The 18,699-nt window shown below is 63.6% G+C and carries 19 protein-coding genes; 9 read left to right on the plus strand and 10 right to left on the minus strand.

Annotated elements, in window-relative coordinates:
• Positions 1 to 43: 43 nt before the first annotated feature.
• Together fmt and truA are read left to right on the plus strand one after the other, a co-directional pair.
• The gene (gene fmt / locus D3M59_RS01640) at positions 44 to 949 is read left to right on the plus strand and encodes a methionyl-tRNA formyltransferase (RefSeq protein ID WP_119530982.1); all 906 of its coding nucleotides are present in this window, start codon (positions 44 to 46) and stop codon (positions 947 to 949) included.
• Entirely contained in the window at positions 946 to 1,686 is a 741-nt protein-coding gene (gene truA, locus D3M59_RS01645; RefSeq protein ID WP_119530984.1) for a tRNA pseudouridine(38-40) synthase TruA, read from the plus strand. The genes fmt and truA overlap by 4 nt, the downstream gene beginning before the upstream one ends.
• On the opposite strand, the gene D3M59_RS01650 is transcribed toward truA, so the two are convergent.
• Together D3M59_RS01650 and D3M59_RS01655 are read right to left on the minus strand one after the other, a co-directional pair.
• The gene (locus D3M59_RS01650) at positions 1,683 to 2,903 is read right to left on the minus strand and encodes a pyridoxal-dependent decarboxylase, exosortase A system-associated (RefSeq protein ID WP_119530986.1); all 1,221 of its coding nucleotides are present in this window, start codon (positions 2,901 to 2,903) and stop codon (positions 1,683 to 1,685) included. The two genes, truA and D3M59_RS01650, sit on opposite strands and share 4 nt — an antisense overlap.
• Positions 2,900 to 4,369 carry an AMP-binding protein gene (locus D3M59_RS01655; protein ID WP_119530987.1) on the minus strand — a complete coding sequence of 490 codons (1,470 nt, stop codon included), beginning with the start codon at positions 4,367 to 4,369 and terminating at the stop codon, positions 2,900 to 2,902. The genes D3M59_RS01650 and D3M59_RS01655 overlap by 4 nt, the downstream gene beginning before the upstream one ends.
• 77 nt (positions 4,370 to 4,446) lie before the next feature.
• Between D3M59_RS01655 and D3M59_RS01660 the strand changes: the two genes are divergently transcribed.
• Complete coding sequence (locus D3M59_RS01660; protein WP_119530989.1) at positions 4,447 to 4,740, plus strand: acyl carrier protein; 294 nt, start codon at positions 4,447 to 4,449, stop codon at positions 4,738 to 4,740.
• A 43-nt stretch (positions 4,741 to 4,783) separates the two neighbouring features.
• On the opposite strand, the gene trxB is transcribed toward D3M59_RS01660, so the two are convergent.
• The 6 genes from trxB to tpiA form a co-directional block, all read right to left on the minus strand.
• Positions 4,784 to 5,752, minus strand: a complete 969-nt coding sequence (gene trxB, locus D3M59_RS01665) for a thioredoxin-disulfide reductase (protein ID WP_119530991.1) — start codon at positions 5,750 to 5,752, stop codon at positions 4,784 to 4,786.
• A gap of 52 nt (positions 5,753 to 5,804) precedes the next feature.
• Positions 5,805 to 6,032, minus strand: a complete 228-nt coding sequence (locus D3M59_RS01670) for a hypothetical protein (RefSeq protein WP_119530993.1) — start codon at positions 6,030 to 6,032, stop codon at positions 5,805 to 5,807.
• Between the two features lie 170 nt (positions 6,033 to 6,202).
• Positions 6,203 to 7,837 (minus strand): CTP synthase, encoded by a 1,635-nt coding sequence (locus D3M59_RS01675; RefSeq protein ID WP_119530995.1) that lies wholly within the window; start codon positions 7,835 to 7,837, stop codon positions 6,203 to 6,205.
• 85 nt (positions 7,838 to 7,922) lie between these two features.
• A complete protein-coding gene (gene secG, locus D3M59_RS01680) occupies positions 7,923 to 8,285 on the minus strand; it encodes a preprotein translocase subunit SecG (protein ID WP_119530997.1) in 363 nt (120 codons plus the stop codon).
• A 98-nt stretch (positions 8,286 to 8,383) separates the two neighbouring features.
• A complete protein-coding gene (locus tag D3M59_RS01685; protein ID WP_147416673.1) occupies positions 8,384 to 8,884 on the minus strand; it encodes a hypothetical protein in 501 nt (166 codons plus the stop codon).
• A 70-nt stretch (positions 8,885 to 8,954) separates the two neighbouring features.
• Entirely contained in the window at positions 8,955 to 9,710 is a 756-nt protein-coding gene (gene tpiA, locus D3M59_RS01690; protein WP_119531001.1) for a triose-phosphate isomerase, read from the minus strand.
• 130 nt (positions 9,711 to 9,840) lie between these two features.
• Here tpiA and D3M59_RS01695 point away from each other — a divergent pair, with 130 nt between their 5' ends.
• From D3M59_RS01695 to D3M59_RS01720, 6 genes are all read left to right on the plus strand, one after another.
• On the plus strand, positions 9,841 to 11,778 hold the full coding sequence (locus D3M59_RS01695) for a peptidylprolyl isomerase (protein WP_119531002.1): 1,938 nt from the start codon (positions 9,841 to 9,843) through the stop codon (positions 11,776 to 11,778).
• Between the two features lie 22 nt (positions 11,779 to 11,800).
• The gene (locus tag D3M59_RS01700; RefSeq protein WP_119531004.1) at positions 11,801 to 12,385 is read left to right on the plus strand and encodes an anthranilate synthase component II; all 585 of its coding nucleotides are present in this window, start codon (positions 11,801 to 11,803) and stop codon (positions 12,383 to 12,385) included.
• A gap of 55 nt (positions 12,386 to 12,440) precedes the next feature.
• Positions 12,441 to 13,091 carry a transcriptional repressor LexA gene (lexA, locus tag D3M59_RS01705; RefSeq protein WP_119531006.1) on the plus strand — a complete coding sequence of 217 codons (651 nt, stop codon included), beginning with the start codon at positions 12,441 to 12,443 and terminating at the stop codon, positions 13,089 to 13,091.
• An 8-nt stretch (positions 13,092 to 13,099) separates the two neighbouring features.
• Entirely contained in the window at positions 13,100 to 13,438 is a 339-nt protein-coding gene (locus tag D3M59_RS01710) for a VOC family protein (protein ID WP_119531008.1), read from the plus strand.
• Positions 13,439 to 13,613: 175 nt separating this feature from the next.
• On the plus strand, positions 13,614 to 15,080 hold the full coding sequence (gene gltX, locus D3M59_RS01715) for a glutamate--tRNA ligase (RefSeq protein WP_119531010.1): 1,467 nt from the start codon (positions 13,614 to 13,616) through the stop codon (positions 15,078 to 15,080).
• Positions 15,077 to 16,363 carry a citrate synthase gene (locus D3M59_RS01720; protein WP_119531012.1) on the plus strand — a complete coding sequence of 429 codons (1,287 nt, stop codon included), beginning with the start codon at positions 15,077 to 15,079 and terminating at the stop codon, positions 16,361 to 16,363. Before gltX ends, D3M59_RS01720 begins: the two co-directional genes overlap by 4 nt.
• Here the strand turns inward: D3M59_RS01720 and D3M59_RS01725 are convergent.
• Positions 16,360 to 17,685, minus strand: a complete 1,326-nt coding sequence (locus tag D3M59_RS01725) for a sensor histidine kinase (protein WP_158581920.1) — start codon at positions 17,683 to 17,685, stop codon at positions 16,360 to 16,362. The two genes, D3M59_RS01720 and D3M59_RS01725, sit on opposite strands and share 4 nt — an antisense overlap.
• A complete protein-coding gene (locus D3M59_RS01730; protein WP_119531016.1) occupies positions 17,678 to 18,694 on the minus strand; it encodes a DUF2336 domain-containing protein in 1,017 nt (338 codons plus the stop codon). Before D3M59_RS01730 ends, D3M59_RS01725 begins: the two co-directional genes overlap by 8 nt.
• Positions 18,695 to 18,699 lie beyond the last annotated feature (5 nt).

Genomic DNA, 18,699 nt, shown 5'->3' on the forward strand with positions numbered 1-18,699 from the left:
GGGGGCGCTTGGCGGCGGGCGCAAGCCGCGCCATAGGGCGACGATGCGGATCATCTTCATGGGCAGCCCGGATTTCGCCGTGCCGACGCTGAATGCGCTGGTCGAGGCTGGTCATGACGTCGCCGCCGCCTATACCCAGCCGCCTCGTCCCGCGGGGCGCGGCAAGGGCGAGCGGCCGACCGCGATCGAGTTACGGGCGAGGGAGCTGGGGATCGAAGTGCGCAGCCCCAAAAGCCTTCGCGGCGAGACCGAGCAAGCCGAATTTGCCGCAGTGGAAGCAGATGTCGCGGTCGTCGCGGCATATGGGTTGATCCTCCCCCAACCCATTCTGGATGCACCGAGGCTGGGCTGCCTTAATGTTCACGGATCGTTGCTGCCCCGCTGGCGCGGTGCGGCGCCGGTGCAGCGAGCAATAATGGCCGGCGACAAGGCGACCGGCGTGACGATCATGCAGATGGAGGCGGGGCTCGATACGGGGCCGATGCTGTTGAAGGCGACTGTGGCAATCAACGGAAAGAACGCCGCACAACTCACTGAAGAGCTGGCGGTTCTTGGAGCCGCGTTGATGGTTGAGGTGCTCGCAGACATGCCGGGCTTCGAACCGGTCCGGCAGCCGGATGAGGGCGTCACCTATGCCACCAAGATCAGCAAGGACGAAGCGCGGATCGACTGGTCTCGACCGGCGACGGAGCTAGCCCGCCATGTCCAGGGGCTGGCCCCCTTCCCCGGCGCTTGGCTCCAAGCGAATGGCGAGCGGGTGAAAGTGCTGAAGGCAGAAGTTGCCGGTGGAACGGGCGCGGCGGGGACCGTGCTGGACGAGCAACTCACGGTCGCTTGCGGGACCGGAGCGCTTCGGTTGACGATGCTCCAGCGTGCCGGAAAGAGCGCGATGAGCGCGGACGAACTGCTGCGAGGGTTCGCGATACCCAAGGGCTGCGTCCTCCAATGACGCGCTGGCGGCTGACGATCGAATTCGACGGTGGACCGTTCATGGGCTGGCAACGGCAGGACCATGGCCCGTCAGTACAGCAGGCGCTGGAAGAGGCACTGTTGCGAATGACTGGCGAACGGGCGGCGATGCACGCGGCCGGGCGTACCGATGCCGGGGTACATGCGCTGGCTATGACCGCGCATGCCGACGTGGCAAAGCCGTTGACCGAGCATCGGCTTCGCGAGGGGCTGAATGCACTTATCCGGCCCGCGCCGGTGAGCGTAACGGCCGTCAGCCAAGTCGCCGACGACTGGCACGCGCGCTTCTCCTGCGTTGGACGGCGCTATCTCTACCGGATCCTGAACCGGCGACCGCCGCCTGCGCTGAACCGGGGAAAGGTCTGGCATGTTCCTGTGCCGCTTGACGCCGACGCAATGGCAGAGGGGGCGGCGCACCTAGTCGGGCGGCACGATTTCACGACGTTCCGATCCGTACATTGCCAATCACAGAGCCCGTTGAAGACGCTCGACAGCCTGAAGGTCGAGCGGGTTGGTGAGGAAATCCATTTCCGGGCGGCGGCGCGCAGCTTCCTTCATCACCAAGTCCGATCGATGGTCGGGACGCTGGTGCAGGTCGGAAATGGCCGATGGGGGCCGGAAGATGTAAAGTCGGCGCTTGTAGCGAAGGACCGTCAGGCGCTGGGCCTCAACGCGCCGCCGGAGGGCCTCTACTTCGTCGAGGCGATCTACCCCTAGACCAGCAATTCCCGGGCCATCGGTTGGCTGAGGAAGCCGACCGGGCTGGCGGTGAGGCCATAGGCGCCAGCACAGAAGATGGAGACGAGATCGCCTACATCCGCGCGCGGGAGCATCACCTCGTCGGCCAACAGGTCGAGCGGCGTGCACAGGCAACCGGTGATCGTCACTTCCTCCTCGGCCGCGGCGTTGAACCGGTTGGCGATCGCGACCGGGTAGTTGCGGCGGAGGAGCTGGCCGAAATTGCCGGACGCGGCGAGCTGGTGCTGGAGGCCGCCATCGGTCACGAGGAACGTCTTTCCGCGGCTTTCCTTCCGGTCCACAATGCGCGTCAGATAGACCCCCGCTTCGCCCACCAGCCAGCGGCCCAACTCGATGGAAAACTGCGTGTCGGCGAGGATTTTCGGGAGGCGTGCCAATCTATCGGCAAGCGCAGTTCCGACGGCTTGGAGATCGAGCGGGTCGTCCTTGGCGAAATAGGGAATGCCGAAACCGCCGCCAAGATTGACGTGCGGCGGCGCTTGGCCCGCTTCTTCAGCGATCGACGCGGCGAGTGCGACGGTTTCACGCTGGAGATCGATAAGGGCATCTGCGTGAAGCGCTTGGCTCCCTGCGAAAATGTGCAGGCCGGCCCATTCCACACCGGCATCGACGATGCGGCGGACGAGCGCGGGCGCGCGATCATGGTCGACCCCGAACTGGCTGGCCAGGCCGCCCATTTTCTGGCCGGATCCCTTCAGCCCAAATGGCGGATTGACGCGGACCGCGAACTTCGCAGTCAGCCCGTCGCGCTGGCAAATGAGCAGCGCGCGTTCCGCTTCGCCTTCGCTTTCAAGGTTGATGGTGACCCCGGCGCGGATCGCGGTTTCCAGTTCCTGGTTGCGTTTGCCCGGCCCGGCGAAACTGATCGGCAAGCCAAGGTGGGCGACGCGGCCAAGTTCGCCGGCTGACGCCACGTCAAACCCGTCGACAAGGTTCGCAACATATTCGAGCAGCGGCGCGTAAGGATTTGCCTTTACCGCATAATGTAGACCGACCTTAGCCGGAAAGGCGGCGCGGAAGCGCCGGACCTGATCCGCGATGCGCTGGCTATTATAGACGAATAAGGGGGTGCCGCCGGCCTGCGTCACCAATGTATCGACATCACGCTCACCGATTTCAAGCAGTCCGCGCTCGCCGGACTCGAAGCCGGCAGGGATGGGTCCGGTCGCCTTCATGCGAGTTCTGCCTTCAGAGCGGTTCGGTCGAGCTTGCCATTAGGGCCAGTCGGCAGCGCATCTTTCCAGATGATCTCGCGCGGCTGCATGTGCGGAGGAAGTTCGCGCCGGAGGTGGGCACTCAGCATCTCGTCCTTGCCCTCTCCTGCGGTTACCACGACCAGAACGATTGCTTGGCCAAGCCGCTCATCCGGGACCCCAAACGCTGCGGCATCGCTGACCGCTCCGCTGGTGAGCGCGGCTTCCTCTATCTCCGTCGGGCTGATGCGGTTGCCGCTGACCTTGATCATCGCATCGTCGCGACCGCGGAAGCGGAGCAAGCCGTCTTCTCCTTGAACGACGGTATCACCCGACCAGACCTCGCCATTGCGGAAACGTTGGGCAGTCCGATTGGGGTCGTTCCAATACCCTTGGGCGACGAGGGGTCCGGAATGAACTAGCTCGCCCTCTTCGCCCGCTGCAGCCGCCGTCCCGTCGGGACGAACTACGCGCAAATTTGCGAAGGGAATTGCGGTGCCGACGCTGTCGGGATGTTCGTCCACCAGAGCCGGATCGAGGCTGGAAGAACGGAAAGCCTCGGTCAGCCCATACATAAGGTGAAGCCTCGCCTTCGGAAACAGCTCGCGCAAGCGTCGAACCATGAGTTCGGGCAAGTGGCCGCCGCTGTTGGTCAGCGTGCGTAACGACCGACCGGCATCGCCCCACTGCTGGCCCGCCAATTGCAGCCAGAGCGGCGGGACCCCGGCCAGCACCGTGACGTCATGACGTCCTGCGGCGCGCACCACGTCCCGCGGCAGCAGGTAGTCGAAGCCGATCGCGTTCCCGCCGGCATACCAGGCAGACAGAAGCTGGTTCTGACCATAATCGAACGCCAGTGGCAGCACTGCCAGCGTCCGGTCGTCAGGCTTCAGACCCAGGTAGTGAGCAACGCTGACCGCCCCGAGCCACAGATTGGCGTGGCTGAGCATTACGCCCTTCGGGCGCCCGGTCGAACCCGAGGTGTAGAGCAAGGCCGTCAAATCGTTCGGGTCGTGGGCTGACGGCTGCAGTTTATCGTCGCCGCCCCGCCAATCCTCGAGCGCGACGGCCGTTGCATCGGACAGGTCTGGGTCCGCGAGAGTGTCCAGCCGCAAGCGGTTGGCAACTAGCAATCGGGCGCCGCTGTCCGCAAGGATATGGGCAGCCTGCGAGCGCTTCAGAACCGGGTTGATCGGCACGTGAACGAGCCCTGCCCGCGCCGCGGCCAACGGCATGACGCAGGCCAGCACAGTCTTGCCCATCCAGGTCGCGACGCGGTCGCCTTGGCGAAGATCGCGCGCCAAAAGTCCGGCGGCTGTTTTGCCGACCAGATCGTCCAGATCCGAATAGGTCAGTCGCTGCTCACCGACGATGAGCGCGGCCCCCTCGCCCTCCCCGCGCCGTGCGAGATGGTCGAGCGGATAGGGTCTCGGGTCCGGCGTTATCACCTGCCCCGCCTAGCTTGCCGCACGGGGCCGTGCAAAGCTTGCCTCACGACGACGCATTCCCTAGGGGCGCGGGCGAAATGTTCGAGGGGATCCAGATCGTGGCGTTGAACGATAGCGGCGAGGTCGAAGCGACGCTGCGCGCGCTGCTGGTGGACGTGTTGGGGCTCAGCAAGGATCGCGTGGACAGCTTCAACGAGGAGACCGAATTATTCGGCGCCCTGCCCGAGCTGGATTCGATGGCCGTCGCGACACTTCTGACTGGACTGGAAGACCGCCTGGGAATGCTAATCGAAGATGATGACGTTGAGGCCGAGGATTTCATGACCTTCGGCCGCCTGGTGGCATTCGCCCGTCGGAAGGCGCTGATCTAGGTCGACGTCCACTTCCGATTCGCGGTGGAATGAGCAACTGCCGCTATTCGGCCGCCTGCAGTGCGTCGAATTCTTCCGCGGCCAGGAATCGCTCCGCGTCGAGCGCGGCCATGCAGCCCGTGCCGGCCGCCGTTACCGCCTGGCGATAGATCTTGTCCATTACGTCGCCACAGGCGAATACGCCGGGGATCGAGGTGCGGGTCGTGCCGGTTTCGACGGCGATGTAGCCGTCCGAATCAAGCTTCAGCTTGCCTTCGAACAGTTCCGTCGCGGGCTTGTGGCCGATGGCGACGAAGGCGCCCTCGACGTCAACACGGCTGATCTCGCCGGTCTTAACGTTGCGAAGGTCGAGGCCAGTGAGCGCTTCGGGCGAGCCGCCAGAGATGAATTCAGCCACTTCGCTGTCCCAGATGATCTTTATGTTGGGATGAGCGAACAGGCGGTCCTGAAGAATTTTCTCCGCGCGCAGCGAATCGCGGCGGTGGATGAGCGTCACGTCGTGGCTGTGATTTGTGAGGTAGAGAGCTTCCTCAACGGCCGTATTGCCGCCGCCTATCACCGCGACCTTCTTGCCGCGATAGAAGAAGCCGTCGCAAGTCGCGCAGGCCGACGCCCCCTTCCCCTTCATATGTTCTTCGGACGGAAGGCCGAGCCACTTGGCTTGCGCGCCGGTCGCGATGACGAGAGCGTCGGCATGATATTCGCTGCCGCTGTCGCCCTTAAGAACGAACGGGCGGCGAGTTAGGTCGACTTCCGCGACATGGTCCCAGATGACCTTGGTGCCGACGTGTTCGGCCTGCGCCTGCATTTCCTCCATCAGCCACGGGCCCTGGATGACATCACGAAACCCAGGATAGTTTTCGACATCGGTGGTCGTAGTGAGCTGGCCGCCGGGCTGGATGCCTTGGACGACGATCGGGGAAAGGCCGGCGCGCGCGGCATAGATGGCGGCGGTATAGCCCGCGGGGCCGGATCCGAGGACGAGCAGACGGGTCGAAACGATGTTGGTCATGGCGCTCACTTAAGGGCGCTTTGACGGCGCGGCAATAAGCCGCACGGAGAGCCTAGAGAAGGAAGTAGGGAGTGGGGTCGACGACAGGCGGAATGACCTTCTGCACCCGGCATTCCGAAGTCTTGGAGCGCTGTTGCTGCTGCTGTTGCTGGCGCTGCTGCGTGGGTGACGGCTGTTCCGCCTTAGGGCAGGCCTGGCGCTTGATCGCCTCACCGGCGACGGCGGCAGACGGCGTCAGAGCCGCGCCAAGAATCGCTAGACTAATCAGCTTCCCCTGCATGTCGTTAACGTAACGACTCCACGCATGAACAGCAAATGAATCAGTCAAGGCGCCGAGCACAGCGGAACAAGCGCGAAGACCGGCTGAACGCTGGCCAGCCTGCCCCGTCCCGGGGCTGATGTTGGAGCCAGGATTGACGTTACGAATTTACTTCGTAACGGCCCGTAGCGTCAAACCAGCCTGCTCTGCTTCAAGGCCGCACCGATAAATCCGGCAAAGAGCGGATGGGGTTCGAACGGGCGGCTCTTCAGTTCGGGGTGGAACTGCACGCCGATAAACCATGGATGCTCCGGCCGTTCGACAATTTCCGGCAACTGGCCGTCGGGTGACATGCCAGAGAAGCGCAAGCCGCCCTTTTCCAGCGCATCCTTGTAATGGGCATTGACCTCATAGCGGTGGCGATGCCGCTCGCTGATCTCGGTCGTGCCGTAAATGGACGCTACATGGCTGTTACCCGCCAGCGACGCCGTATAGGCTCCCAGCCGCATCGTGCCGCCAAGGTCGGTTTCCGCGGTGCGCTTCTGAAGGCCTTCTTCGCTCATCCATTCGGTGATGAGGCCGACGACAGGCTCGCTCGTTTCCCCGAATTCCGTGGTCGAGGCTTCTTTAATCCCCGCCGTGTTCCGGGCGCCCTCGATGCATGCCATCTGCATGCCGAGGCAAATGCCGAAAAACGGCACTTCGCGCTCGCGGGCAAAACGAACGCTGGCGATCTTACCCTCGCTGCCGCGCTCGCCGAAGCCGCCAGGGACGAGGATGCCGTGCAGCGGTTCCAGCTCGGCTGCGAGGTCGGCATCGTCCTTTTCGAATAGCTCGGCGTCGAGCCAACGGATGTTGACCTTCACCCGATTGGCGAGGCCGCCATGGACCAGCGCTTCGCGGAGGGACTTGTAGGCGTCGGGCAGACCGACATATTTGCCGACGACGCCAATCGTGACCTCCCCTTCTGGGTGGTCGACGCGGTCCATGATGTCGTTCCAGCGGGCGAGGTCGGGATTCGGCGCGTTGGTGATGCCGAACACGCGCAAAACTTCATCGTCTAGGCCTTCGGCATGATACTGCAGCGGCACGTCGTAGATCGACCGGGCGTCGAGCGCCTGGATGACCGCCGAGGGCGGAACGTTGCAGAACAGCGCGATCTTCGCCCGCTCGCTTTCCGGGATCGGCCGGTCGGCGCGGCACAACAGTACGTCAGGCTGGATGCCGTAACCGGTCAGTTCGCGAACGCTGTGCTGCGTCGGCTTTGTCTTCAGCTCACCCGCGGCCGCGATGTAGGGCACCAGCGTCGTGTGGACGAAGGCGCAACGTTCGCGGCCGAGGTCGTTGCGCAGCTGGCGGATCGCTTCGACGAAAGGCAGGCTTTCGATGTCACCGACCGTCCCGCCGATTTCGCAGATCACGAAATCGAGGCCGTCCGTGTCATTCTGCGCGAATTCCTTGATCGCGTTCGTGACATGCGGGATGACCTGGACCGTCGCGCCAAGGTAATCGCCGCGCCGCTCGCGGGCGATGATGTCGCGATAGATGCGGCCGGAGGTAATGTTGTCGCTTTGCCGGGCCGAGACGCCGGTGAAGCGCTCATAATGGCCGAGATCGAGGTCGGTTTCCGCCCCGTCGTCGGTCACATAGACCTCGCCGTGCTGGTAGGGCGACATGGTCCCCGGATCGACATTCAGATAGGGGTCGAACTTTCGGATACGAACCGAAAAGCCACGCGCCTGGAGGAGCGCCCCAAGTGAGGCGGCCAGAAGACCCTTGCCGAGCGAAGAGACCACGCCGCCGGTGATGAAAATATACCGCGCCATGGGAGTCGGGCCTTAGGGGCGAGCGCCCGCCGCTGGCAAGCGCTCGAATCAAATGAAACGAAAAAAGTCGGTCCGGTCGGCCCGATTACTGGGCGAGTGGGACCGCCGGTGAAGTCTCGTTGCCGGCCGGGACCGTCGCGGGGGCGCCCGGCGCTTGCTGGATCGGAGCGGTCTGCTGGAACGGCTGTTCCTTGGCGAGCGAGGTATCGACGGTCGTAGCCTCCCGGCTGACGCCGGCAATGGCCGCAAGCAAGATCGACAGGATGATGAAGATCGCGCCGAGAATCGCGGTCGCACGGGTCAGGAAGTCTGCTGCGCCTCGGGCAGTCATCAGGCCCGCCGAGGAGCCACCGACGCCAAGCCCGCCGCCTTCCGACCGTTGCATGAGAATGACCGCGACAAGTGCTGCGGCGACGATCGTCTGGACGATTAGCAGAAAGGTGAACATCGAGGGGGTATCCGAAAAAGAGCCGGTGAATTTAGGCGCCACTTAGCGAGCGCGCGCCGAAACTTCAACGCGCGCCCGCAATGGCCTAGGCTCCCGAGTTATTGTGCGGGCGCGTCCCCGCCGACCTGGGCTTCCAATTGGGCAGCCGTCATGCCGATCAGAGCGCCATCCGCGCTGCCAGCCACGCTGGCGCGCGGGAGCCGGACCAGCTTGCCCGACGTCAGTTTCAGCGTAAGGAATTCGGCGTCGATCGCGTCGATCGTGCCCAGCGTGGCGCCGGCCGAACCCTTGATGGGCGCGCCTACCGCGAGAGACGCCTCGGCAGCCGCCTTGTCCTTTTCAATAGCGGCGTTGAGCTCCGTCCGGGTCATGCCGACTAGCAGCTTACCTTCGTGAGCAGTGAAGCTCGCCTTCGGCAGATTGGCTTCGAGCCGATCCGTCTTGACGGTTACGACGTCGCCATTGACTGCGGTTACGGTGCCAACCGCACCGCCATTGACGTCGGTGACGGCCATGCCGACCGACTGTGCTGCGGCCGGTGTGAATGGCGCGGCGGCAATAAGAAGAAACGAGGCTACACCACGGGTTAAACGCTGCATGTCATCCTTTCCCACTGATATGATTGGACATTTATAGCCCACGCCGTCTGAGTGGCAAGTGAACGGGGCTTTAATGCTGGCAGCAGGCGACAGCGGCTTCAACGATGGGGAGGAAATCCCTGGCCGTCAGCGACGCGCCGCCGACCAGCGCGCCATCGACATTAGCGACACCGAAAATCTCGGCCGCATTGGAATTCTTGACCGAACCGCCGTAGAGTAGTCGAACCTGCTCGCCCGCCTGTCCGTAGGCGGTAACAAGGCGGTTGCGGAGCGCGGAATGCATTTCGGCAATTTCGTCGAGCGACGGAACCTTGCCAGTGCCGATTGCCCAGATTGGCTCGTAGGCAACGGCTAAACCGGCCGCGTCGCCAATTGACGACGGCAGCGATGCCGCGAGCTGTGCGTCGACGGTTTCAACCGCGCTGCCTGCCTCGCGAACCGCGTCGCTTTCGCCCACGCACAGTATGACGCGCAGACCGGCCGCCAGTGATGCTTCCGCCTTGGCCTTCACGTCGGTATCGGTCTCGCCCTGCGCTTCGCGGCGCTCGCTGTGGCCAACAATAACTAGGGACGCACCGGCATCGAGCAGCATGGCGGCGGAAGTGCACCCTGTATGGGCACCCTTCGCCGCCTGGTGAACGTCCTGGCCGCCGATGGCGAATCCCGGGACGGCGCGGGCAGCGCGCTCGATGAGGGTCGCGGGCAAGCAAAGCGCAACATCGGCACTGCCCTGCCCGCCAGCTTGGGAGATTGCCACGACCTCAGCGAGGTCTGAGTTCACCCCGTGCATCTTCCAATTGCCAGCAACCAGCATCCGCCGCGTCATGCCCTACCCCTCCAGAAATGGTGGCGCGAGGCCTAGCAATCCGGGAAGCATGAGCCAAGGCGTTGAACCTTGCTGCCACCGCCTCTAAAGCAACGCTTCCTTTTTTACGTCGAGCGAGACCCGGCCCCTTATGCTTTCCGCCTTCCGCCGCCTGTCCAAATCCGCGGTCGGGACCATCATCGTGGTCCTGTTCCTGCTCGCCATTCTGGCGTCCTTCGCCGTGGCCGACATCGCCAATGTGAGATCGAGCAGCTTCGGCGGCAGCAGTTCCTCGCTTGCCACCGTCGGCGATGAGATGATCACCGAACGCGACATGGATTCGGCGATGCGGCGCGTACTTAACCAAGCACGCCAGCAGAATCCGGAAGCGACCTATGCCAATATCGCCGGCCAGTTCGGCGCCGTGCTGGATTCGCTCATCGACGAACGGGCGCTGCTCGCCTTTGCCGCGGACCATGGCTTCGTCCTGTCGAAGCGGCTGGTGGACGCGGAGATCGCCAGCCTTCCCCAGACCCGCGGGCTGGATGGAAAGTTCAGCGAGCAGGCCTATGCCCAATTCCTTTCGCAACAGCAGATGACCGACGCCGACGTGCGCCGCCTGCTCAATGTGGCGCTGACGCAGCGCCTCGTACTGGCGCCGGGAGCGGTCGAGGCGCGCGTACCGCTGGGCGTTGCGAGGCCCTACGCGTCGATGTTGCTCGAGCAACGTGAAGGGGAAGTCGCGCTAGTGCCCGCCGAAGCATTCCGCGCGGGCCTTAGTCCATCCGATGGCGACCTTCAGGCGTTCTATGCGCAGAACAGCCGCAACTATCTCGTTCCCGAACAGCGGGTGCTCCGGATTGCGAAGATCGATCCGGCTTCCGTCCCCGGCGCGACACCGACCGAAGCGGAGATCGCTGCTTACTACAAAGCAAACCAGGCCACCTATGGCGGCGCGGAAACGCGGGTCATCAGCCAAGCGGTCGTTCAGACCCAGGCGGTCGCCAACGGCATCGCCCAGCGAGCCCGCGGCGGCGCGGCCTTCGCGGCTGCCGCCGCCCCTGCCGGTCTCTCCGCAGAGGACGTGAGCGTCGGCCCGCAGACTCGCGCCGAGTTCGGATCGCTAGCCGGCGACGCAGTCGCCAATGCGGCATTTGCAGCGGCGAAGGGCGGCATCGTCGGCCCGGTGAAGTCCGACCTTGGCTGGCACGTCATCAAGATCGATGACGTTCGTGCCGCGTCCGGCAAGTCGCTGGCACAGTCGCGCGGCGAGATCGCGGCATTGCTGACCGCGAACAAGCGCACGGAAGCGCTGACCGACTTCGTTACCAAAATCGAAGACCAGATCGCCGACGGCGCGAGCTTGGCGGAAACCGCCGCCGCCGCGAAGCTGACGGTTACGCCGACCCCGGCAATCACTGCGGCCGGCGCTGCGCGCTCCAATCCTGCCTACAAATTCCCGGCCGAACTCGCCCCTGCGCTGAAGGCCGGCTTCGCGATGGCGGCGGACGATGATCCTGAAGTTGTAACACTGCCCAACGACGCGGGTTATGCTCTCGTCGGCGTTGACAGCGTGATTGAATCCGCACCTGCTCCTCTCGCCCAGATCAAAGACCAGGTCCGGGACGACTGGATCAAACGGAAGTCTTCCGACAAGGCGCGCGCGGTTGCAGCCGACATCGCCGCAAAGGTCGCTCGGGGCGCGTCGTTCCAACAGGCGCTCGCCGGATCGACCGTCAAGCTGCCGCCCGCACAGGTGGTCAATGCCCGCCGGCTTCAAATCAGCCAGGCCGATGCTGCTGTCGCGGCGCCACTGAAGATGATGTTTGCCTTGGCGAAGGGAAAAAGCCGGATGGTCGCTGACCCTCAGGGTCGTGGCTATTTCATCGTCAAGACCAACAAGGTGATCCCTGGAAATGCGCTGACTAATCCCTCGTTAATTACGCAGACGCAGATGGCCTTCCAGCAAACGGCATCTGACGAGCTCGGCGCCCAGCTTCTTGCCGCGATGAAAGCCGACCAAGGCGTCAAGCGCAATGAAGACAAGATCACGGCTGCGCGTCAGCGGATCACCGGGTCGGGAAATTAAGGCGCGGGCTCATGCGCCTGTCATGACCCGGCCTGCCATCCTGGTGATCGACAATGTCGACAGCTTCACCTTCATGCTGGTCGACTATTTGCGCTCGCTCGGTGCCGAGGTCGCCGTTGTTCGAAACGACGACCTGACTGCGGGCGAAGCCATCGATGCCGGCCGCGACGGTATCGTGATCTCGCCGGGTCCCGGGGAGCCTGCCGGTGCCGGCATTTCGGTTGAACTCGCCGGGCTCTGCATGTCGGCAAGTCATCCGCTGCTTGGCGTGTGCCTGGGCCACCAAGCGATCGGGCTCGCCGCCGGATCCGTTGTGCAGCGCGCCCCGCCCGTTCATGGCAAGGTGGGAACCGTGCGACACGACGGGACCGGACTCTTTTCAGGTCTTCCATCGCCTCTTGCAGCGACGCGCTATCATTCGCTTGCGATCCCGGATCCCCTGCCGCCGCTGGTCGCCAACGCATGGAGCGACGATGGCGTCATCATGGGTATGCGGCACGAGACCGCACCAGTCCACGGTGTGCAGTTCCACCCTGAAAGCATTGGAACCGCGCACGGCCATGATCTGCTCGCGGCGTTCCTCCGAATTTGCAGCGAGCAAGCTTGACGACTTCACTTTTGTTTCCTACACGTTCCCCGTTCGTTCCGAAACGGAGGGGCCAATGCTCACCGCGAAGCAGCATGAGCTGTTGAATTTCATTCATGACCGACTGTCTGCAACGGGCGTCTCGCCCAGTTTCGACGAGATGCGGGAGGCCCTCGACCTCAAATCGAAGTCGGGCGTGCACCGTCTGATCTCCGCTCTCGAAGAACGCCAGTTCATCCGCCGCCTGCCCAATCGGGCGCGCGCGCTGGAGGTCGTCCGGATGCCGGAAGTCGCCGGGAGCGCACCGGTGCCCGCGGTCCGGCCAGTGGTGCCGGCCGCAGCGAACGACACCATCGAGATCCCACTGCATGGCAAGATCGCGGCCGGCACGCCGATCGAGGCATTGCAGGGCAGCGAAGGATTTGCGGTCCCCGCCGCTCTTCTCGGTCCCGGGGAGCATTACGCGCTCGAGGTATCTGGTGATTCGATGGTCGAGGAAGGCATTCTTGATGGCGATTATGCGCTGATCCGGCGCGCCGACACCGCGCGGGACGGCGAGATCGTCGTTGCGCTGATCGACCAATCCGAAGCCACGTTGAAGACTTTCCGCCGCGAAGGTTCGATGGTCCGCCTCGATCCTGCAAACCGTCATTACGAGGCGCAGCGCTATCGGCCAGACCAGGTCACCATCCAAGGTCGTCTTGCCGGCCTTATCCGGCGCTACTGAGAAATAGGATGGCGCGCATCGATTATGTCGAACTGCCGAGCGTCACCGCGCATGAGGTGACGCGCGGTTTCTATGCCAAGGCCTTTGGCTGGGACTTTACCGATTATGGCCCCGATTATTCGGCGACGACGACTGGTGACGTCGACGTTGGATTGAACGGGCAGCCGGACGAAGCCTTGGCAGCGCCGTTACCGGTGATCCGCGTAGACGATCTGGAAGGCGCGTTCGACGCTGTGACCAAGGCTGGCGGAACTATCGCCAAGAAGATTTTCAGTTTCCCTGGTGGACGCCGCTTTCACTTCATCGATCCGTCGGGTAGCGAAATGGCGGTCTGGAGCGAACTCTGATCCGTTAATCGGGGCGCGGCGGAAGCTGCCCAAAGTTTATCGCCGATCTGGCGTGCAACCGTGCTGATCGCAAGCCGGATCCTATCAGCTTCAAGTAATGGTTATACGCGAGCGTAAGCGCTACGCAGCGCGACGGACGAAATGCCTGTGCGCCAGTTCCGCCAGCGCATCCTCTATGTTAGGGGCCCTCAACCAATTCAATCGCGATCCAAGACAAAGGAAAGCTAGCTTGAGCGCAAGCAGCAAAATTCCGGGCGTAGTGACCCGCTTCGCCCCTTCGCCGACCGGTTACCTGCACATTGGCGGCGCCCGCACCGCGTTATTCAACTGGCTGTTCGCGCGGCACCACGGCGGAAAATACCTCCTTCGCATCGAGGACACGGACAAGGTCCGTTCGACACAGGAAGCGATCGACGCGATCCTCGACGGGCTGTCTTGGCTGGGCATCGACGGCGATGGCGAACCCTATTTCCAGTCGCAGTTCGAGAAGCGTCATGCCGAGGTTGCGCATGAACTGATCGCCAACGGCGCAGCCTACCGCTGCTACCTGACGCAAGAGGAGTTGGCGGCCCGACGCGAGAAGGCGCAGGCCGAGCGCCGGCCGTTCCGGATCGACAGCGAATGGCGTGACCGGACCGACTGGCCGGAGGGCGAATCCTATGTCATCCGGATCAAGGCTCCGCGCGATGGCGAAACGGTCATCGACGACCTCGTGCAGGGCCGCGTGACGGTCGCCAATGCTGAGATCGACGATTTCGTGTTGCTCCGGTCGGACGGGACGCCGACCTATATGCTCGCGGTGGTGGTCGATGACCATGACATGGGTGTCACGCACATCATCCGCGGCGACGACCATTTGAACAATGCATTTCGCCAGCTGGCGATTATCCACGCGTTAGGATGGCCAGTTCCGGTCTATGCGCATGTTCCGCTGATTCACGGTAATGACGGGGCAAAGCTCAGTAAGCGCCACGGCGCGCTGGGTGTGGACGCCTATCGCGACGAACTGGGGATTTTGCCGGAATCGCTGTTCAACTACCTGCTACGCTTGGGCTGGGGTCACGGCGACGACGAGATCATCAGCCGTGAGCAGGCGATCGAATGGTTCGACGTCAACCACGTCGGCAAGTCGCCGTCACGGTTCGACCTGAAGAAGCTAGAAAACCTAAACGGCCATTACATCCGCGAAGCGGACGACGCCCGACTGGCTATGCTGACCTCGCCCGCGCTCGGCTTGAGCTATGAAGAGCTGCCGCTGCTCATCAAGGCAATGCCCGAGCTGAAGGCGCGCGCGCACAATCTCAACGAACTGGCCGACGGCGCGGGCTTCCTGTTCGCGCAGCGGCCGCTCGAGATCGACGAAAAGGCGGCTGCGCTCCTGTCGGAAGAAGCAAAGGGCCATCTCGCACTTGCACATAAAGCGCTTATGGAACTTAGCCACTGGTCACACGATTCCACCGATGCTGCAGTGCGAAAGGTTGCGGAAGAGCACGGACTTAAGCTAGGCAAACTCGCCCAGCCGCTTCGCGCGGCGCTCACGGGTAAGACGACCTCGCCGGGCATCTTCGACGTCCTTGTCCTCTTGGGAAAGAACGAAAGCCTCGCGCGCATCGCCGACCAAATGCTGGAGCCGACTGAATGACCGACAAGACCGCGAAATTCTCGATGGAAGGCGGCGATTTTACGTATCCGCTGCTGGAAGGGTCCGTCGGTCCCGATGTCGTCGACATCCGCAAGCTTTACGGTCAGACCGGCGCGTTCACCTATGATCCCGGCTTCACGTCGACCGCGTCGTGCCAGAGCGCCATCACCTATATCGACGGCGACCAAGGCGTCCTGTTGCACCGTGGTTACCCGATCGACCAGCTGGCCGAACATTCGACGTTCATGGAGGTGGCCTACCTGCTCCTCCATGGCGACCTGCCCAAGCAGAACGAGCTGGACGAGTTTACCTATACCATTAGCCGCCACACGATGCTGCATGAGCAGCTCGCGACCTTCTACCGCGGTTTCCGCCGCGACGCGCACCCGATGGCGATCATGTGCGGGGTCGTCGGAGCGCTTAGCGCTTTCTATCATGACAGCACCGACATCACCGATCCGAAGCAGCGCCTAGTCGCGTCGCACCGCCTGATCGCGAAGATGCCGACCATTGCAGCGATGGCCTACAAGTACAGCATTGGCCAGCCGTTCCTCTATCCGGACAATAGCCTCAGCTACACCGGGAACTTCCTGCGCATGACGTTTGGCGTCCCGGCCGAACCGTACGAGGTCAATCCGATCATCGAGCGCGCGATGCGCCGCATCTTCATCCTTCACGCCGACCATGAGCAGAATGCGTCGACCTCGACCGTCCGCCTAGCCGGTTCGTCGGGTGCAAACCCGTTCGCCTGCATCGCGGCTGGCATCGCCTGCTTGTGGGGGCCCGCGCATGGCGGCGCGAACGAGGCCGCGCTGAACATGTTGCGCGAGATCGGCGACGTGAAGCGGATCCCGGAATATATCGCTCGCGCCAAAGACAAGAACGACCCGTTCCGCCTGATGGGCTTCGGCCATCGCGTGTATAAGAATTACGACCCGCGCGCGAAAGTGATGCAGGCGACAGCCGAAGAGGTGCTAAAGGAACTCAATCTCTCCGATCCGGTGCTGGATGTGGCACGCGAGCTGGAGCAAATCGCGCTCCACGACGAGTATTTCGTCGAGAAGAAGCTTTATCCGAACGTCGATTTCTATTCTGGCATCATCCTCAACGCGATCGGTTTCCCGACCGAGATGTTCACCGCGTTGTTCGCCCTGGCCCGTACAGTGGGTTGGGTCGCGCAGTGGAACGAGATGATTTCGGATCCCGAGCAGAAGATTGGCCGTCCGCGCCAGCTGTACGTCGGCGCGACGCAACGGGACTATGTGAAGCTGGGCGACCGCTAAGCGGCCGGAAGGACCAGAGTGAAGCGCGCCCCTTCACCGGGCGCGCTTTCCACTTCGATGTCCCCGCCCATTGAGCGGGCCAGCCGACGCGAAATCGCAAGGCCAAGGCCAATTCCACCAGGCTCGTTCCCAACACGCTCATAGCGTTCGAAGATTCGCTGCTGGTCCGTCGTGGCGATGCCCGGGCCCGAATCGGCAATCGTTACCGCCAGCATGTCGCCGCGACGCTCGATCGACAGGCTGACGACAGCCCCATCGGGAGAGTGGCGAACGGCATTACCGAGCAAGTTGACGAGGATTTGGACGACACCGCGTTCCTCGCCAGATGCCAGCGCGCCTTCGGGTGCCCCGATGAATTCAATGGATATGCCCCGGTCTTGGGCGCGTGGCTGGACGAGCTGGATAGCCTCTGCTGCGATGGCGGGGAGGTCAAGGTCGGCACCGTTCCCCGTTTCCTGTTCCGTCATCGCGCGGATTACGGAGAGGAGGTGGCGTCCAGCGGCGGCAATGTCGCCTGCGTAGGCCGCATAGTCGCTGCGCAACGGCCCCTCGCTGCGATCAACGATGCGATCGGCGGCGGCGATGATATGGTCAAGCGGCGAGCGCAATGCTTCGTCCAGAACAGGGTCGAACATGCCTGCAGGCTCGCCGCCATCGCCGGCAATCGTCACCCGGATTTCATAGCCGGCGAACTTGCCGCCAGCGGAATTGGCTGTCCCGTCGAGTATCACCTGCTGGTCGTCGGCGCCGCCGCGCACTCGGGCAAGCTGTTGCGCGAAATCCTGTCGGCTCCCGATGGCAGAGAGCAGGGGCATAACACCTTCGCCATCCTCGACCAGCTGGAACAGCCGGGTCAGCGGCCTGCCGATTAGCGAAGACGCATCCTTGCCAAGGCGCGCGACGAGGCCGTCGTTGATTTCGACGATCTGCAATTCGGCATCGGTCGTGAGCGAATTGGCACGATCGCTAACGTCGTCGGCCGGGCTCGACTGGCTTGCGACGAGGGTCAAGCGTGGCGGAGCCGGCGCCCGGGCCTTCCAGCCTTCGATTGCCAGCGCCGCGCCGTCGGCATCGGGTTCGACGCGAACCCAGAGGTCGAGGTCCTGGTCCGCCGAAGCCGCGATAACTGAGCGCGAAAGGGGCACGCCGAGCTTCATCGCGGAGCGGATAACTGCCGCAAGCTGGGGAATGGCGATCGGCGCCCCAAGCCGGGAACCTGCCTCTTCTTGAAGGCGCAACAGGGCCGGCCCCGCCTCGGTAAGGCGACCCTGCCTGTCGACGCGGCCGTGCACCGGATCGATACCCGACGGCGCGCTAGCCATTGGCCTGCTCAAGCGCATAGCGGGCGTTGCGATAATGCGGATCGAGCCGCATCCAGCGGCGGCAATGCTCCACACGATCTTCGGCGATGGCGTCGAACGTGTCGATGAACCGCTCCGCAGCGCCCGGGCCGGTGATGCTGTCGAACCCCGCGAGGATTTGCGCAGCCGCGGGACGACCGCAATCCGCTAGCCTGGCCAGCAGCATAGCATCGCCACCCGTGAAGAAGTTCCATGCGTCGATACCGTCAATTCCGGCCCTGCGGGCGAGCAAGTTGACCAGCAGAACCGCGTCTCCGTCCTTTGCGGCGGCCGTGATCATGTCGTCGCCCGCCCGGCCCGCAGCCTCAAGCGCCCGTGCGAGGGCGGCGACGCTGGCTTCCAAGCGCCGACCTTCGTCATGGCGCGACAACAAGGAGCGCGACGCTTCGCCAAGCGGCAGGTCGGCTTCCCGATCCAGATTTTCGCGCAGAGCTGCGGCGACCGAGTGGGTCAGCGCAACCGCATCTTCGGCATCGAGGTCGTCATATTCTAGGCCCAGTCTCCCGAAACGGTCGCGGCGGCGGCCGCGTGCGAGCGTCAGCGCCATCGCCGCCTCGGCCACGGGAGCATCATCGTCGCTGACGAGGGACGCGACCAAGGCCTCGCCGCCGCGTTCGCGATATCCGGTCAGCTGCTGCTCGTCCGCGCGGCGCAGGAGAAGCGCGACGAGTCCGCGCCGTTCAAGCAGGTCAACGCGGCGCAGGCGGCGATAGGCGAGATCTTTCGCCGATTCTGCCTGCGCCACGAGTAGCGTAGGCAAGGCTGCGATCAATTCGTCCGCAATCTCGGTCACTAAGCCGCGAAGCATCGCGGCCATGAGCGCACGCTCCTCGTCGGTCAGCCGGCCACTGTCGTCCAGGAAGAAATCAGACATGACGATACCCAGCCGATCACGGCCCGCGCCTGGGCGCGCGGGATCGGTCGGGCGGTCGGCTGCCGATGCAGCAAGCGGCCATTCCACGGGCATCATCCCGC

The organism is Sphingomonas edaphi (assembly GCF_003583725.1).
GTDB lineage: Bacteria > Pseudomonadota > Alphaproteobacteria > Sphingomonadales > Sphingomonadaceae > Sphingomicrobium > Sphingomicrobium edaphi.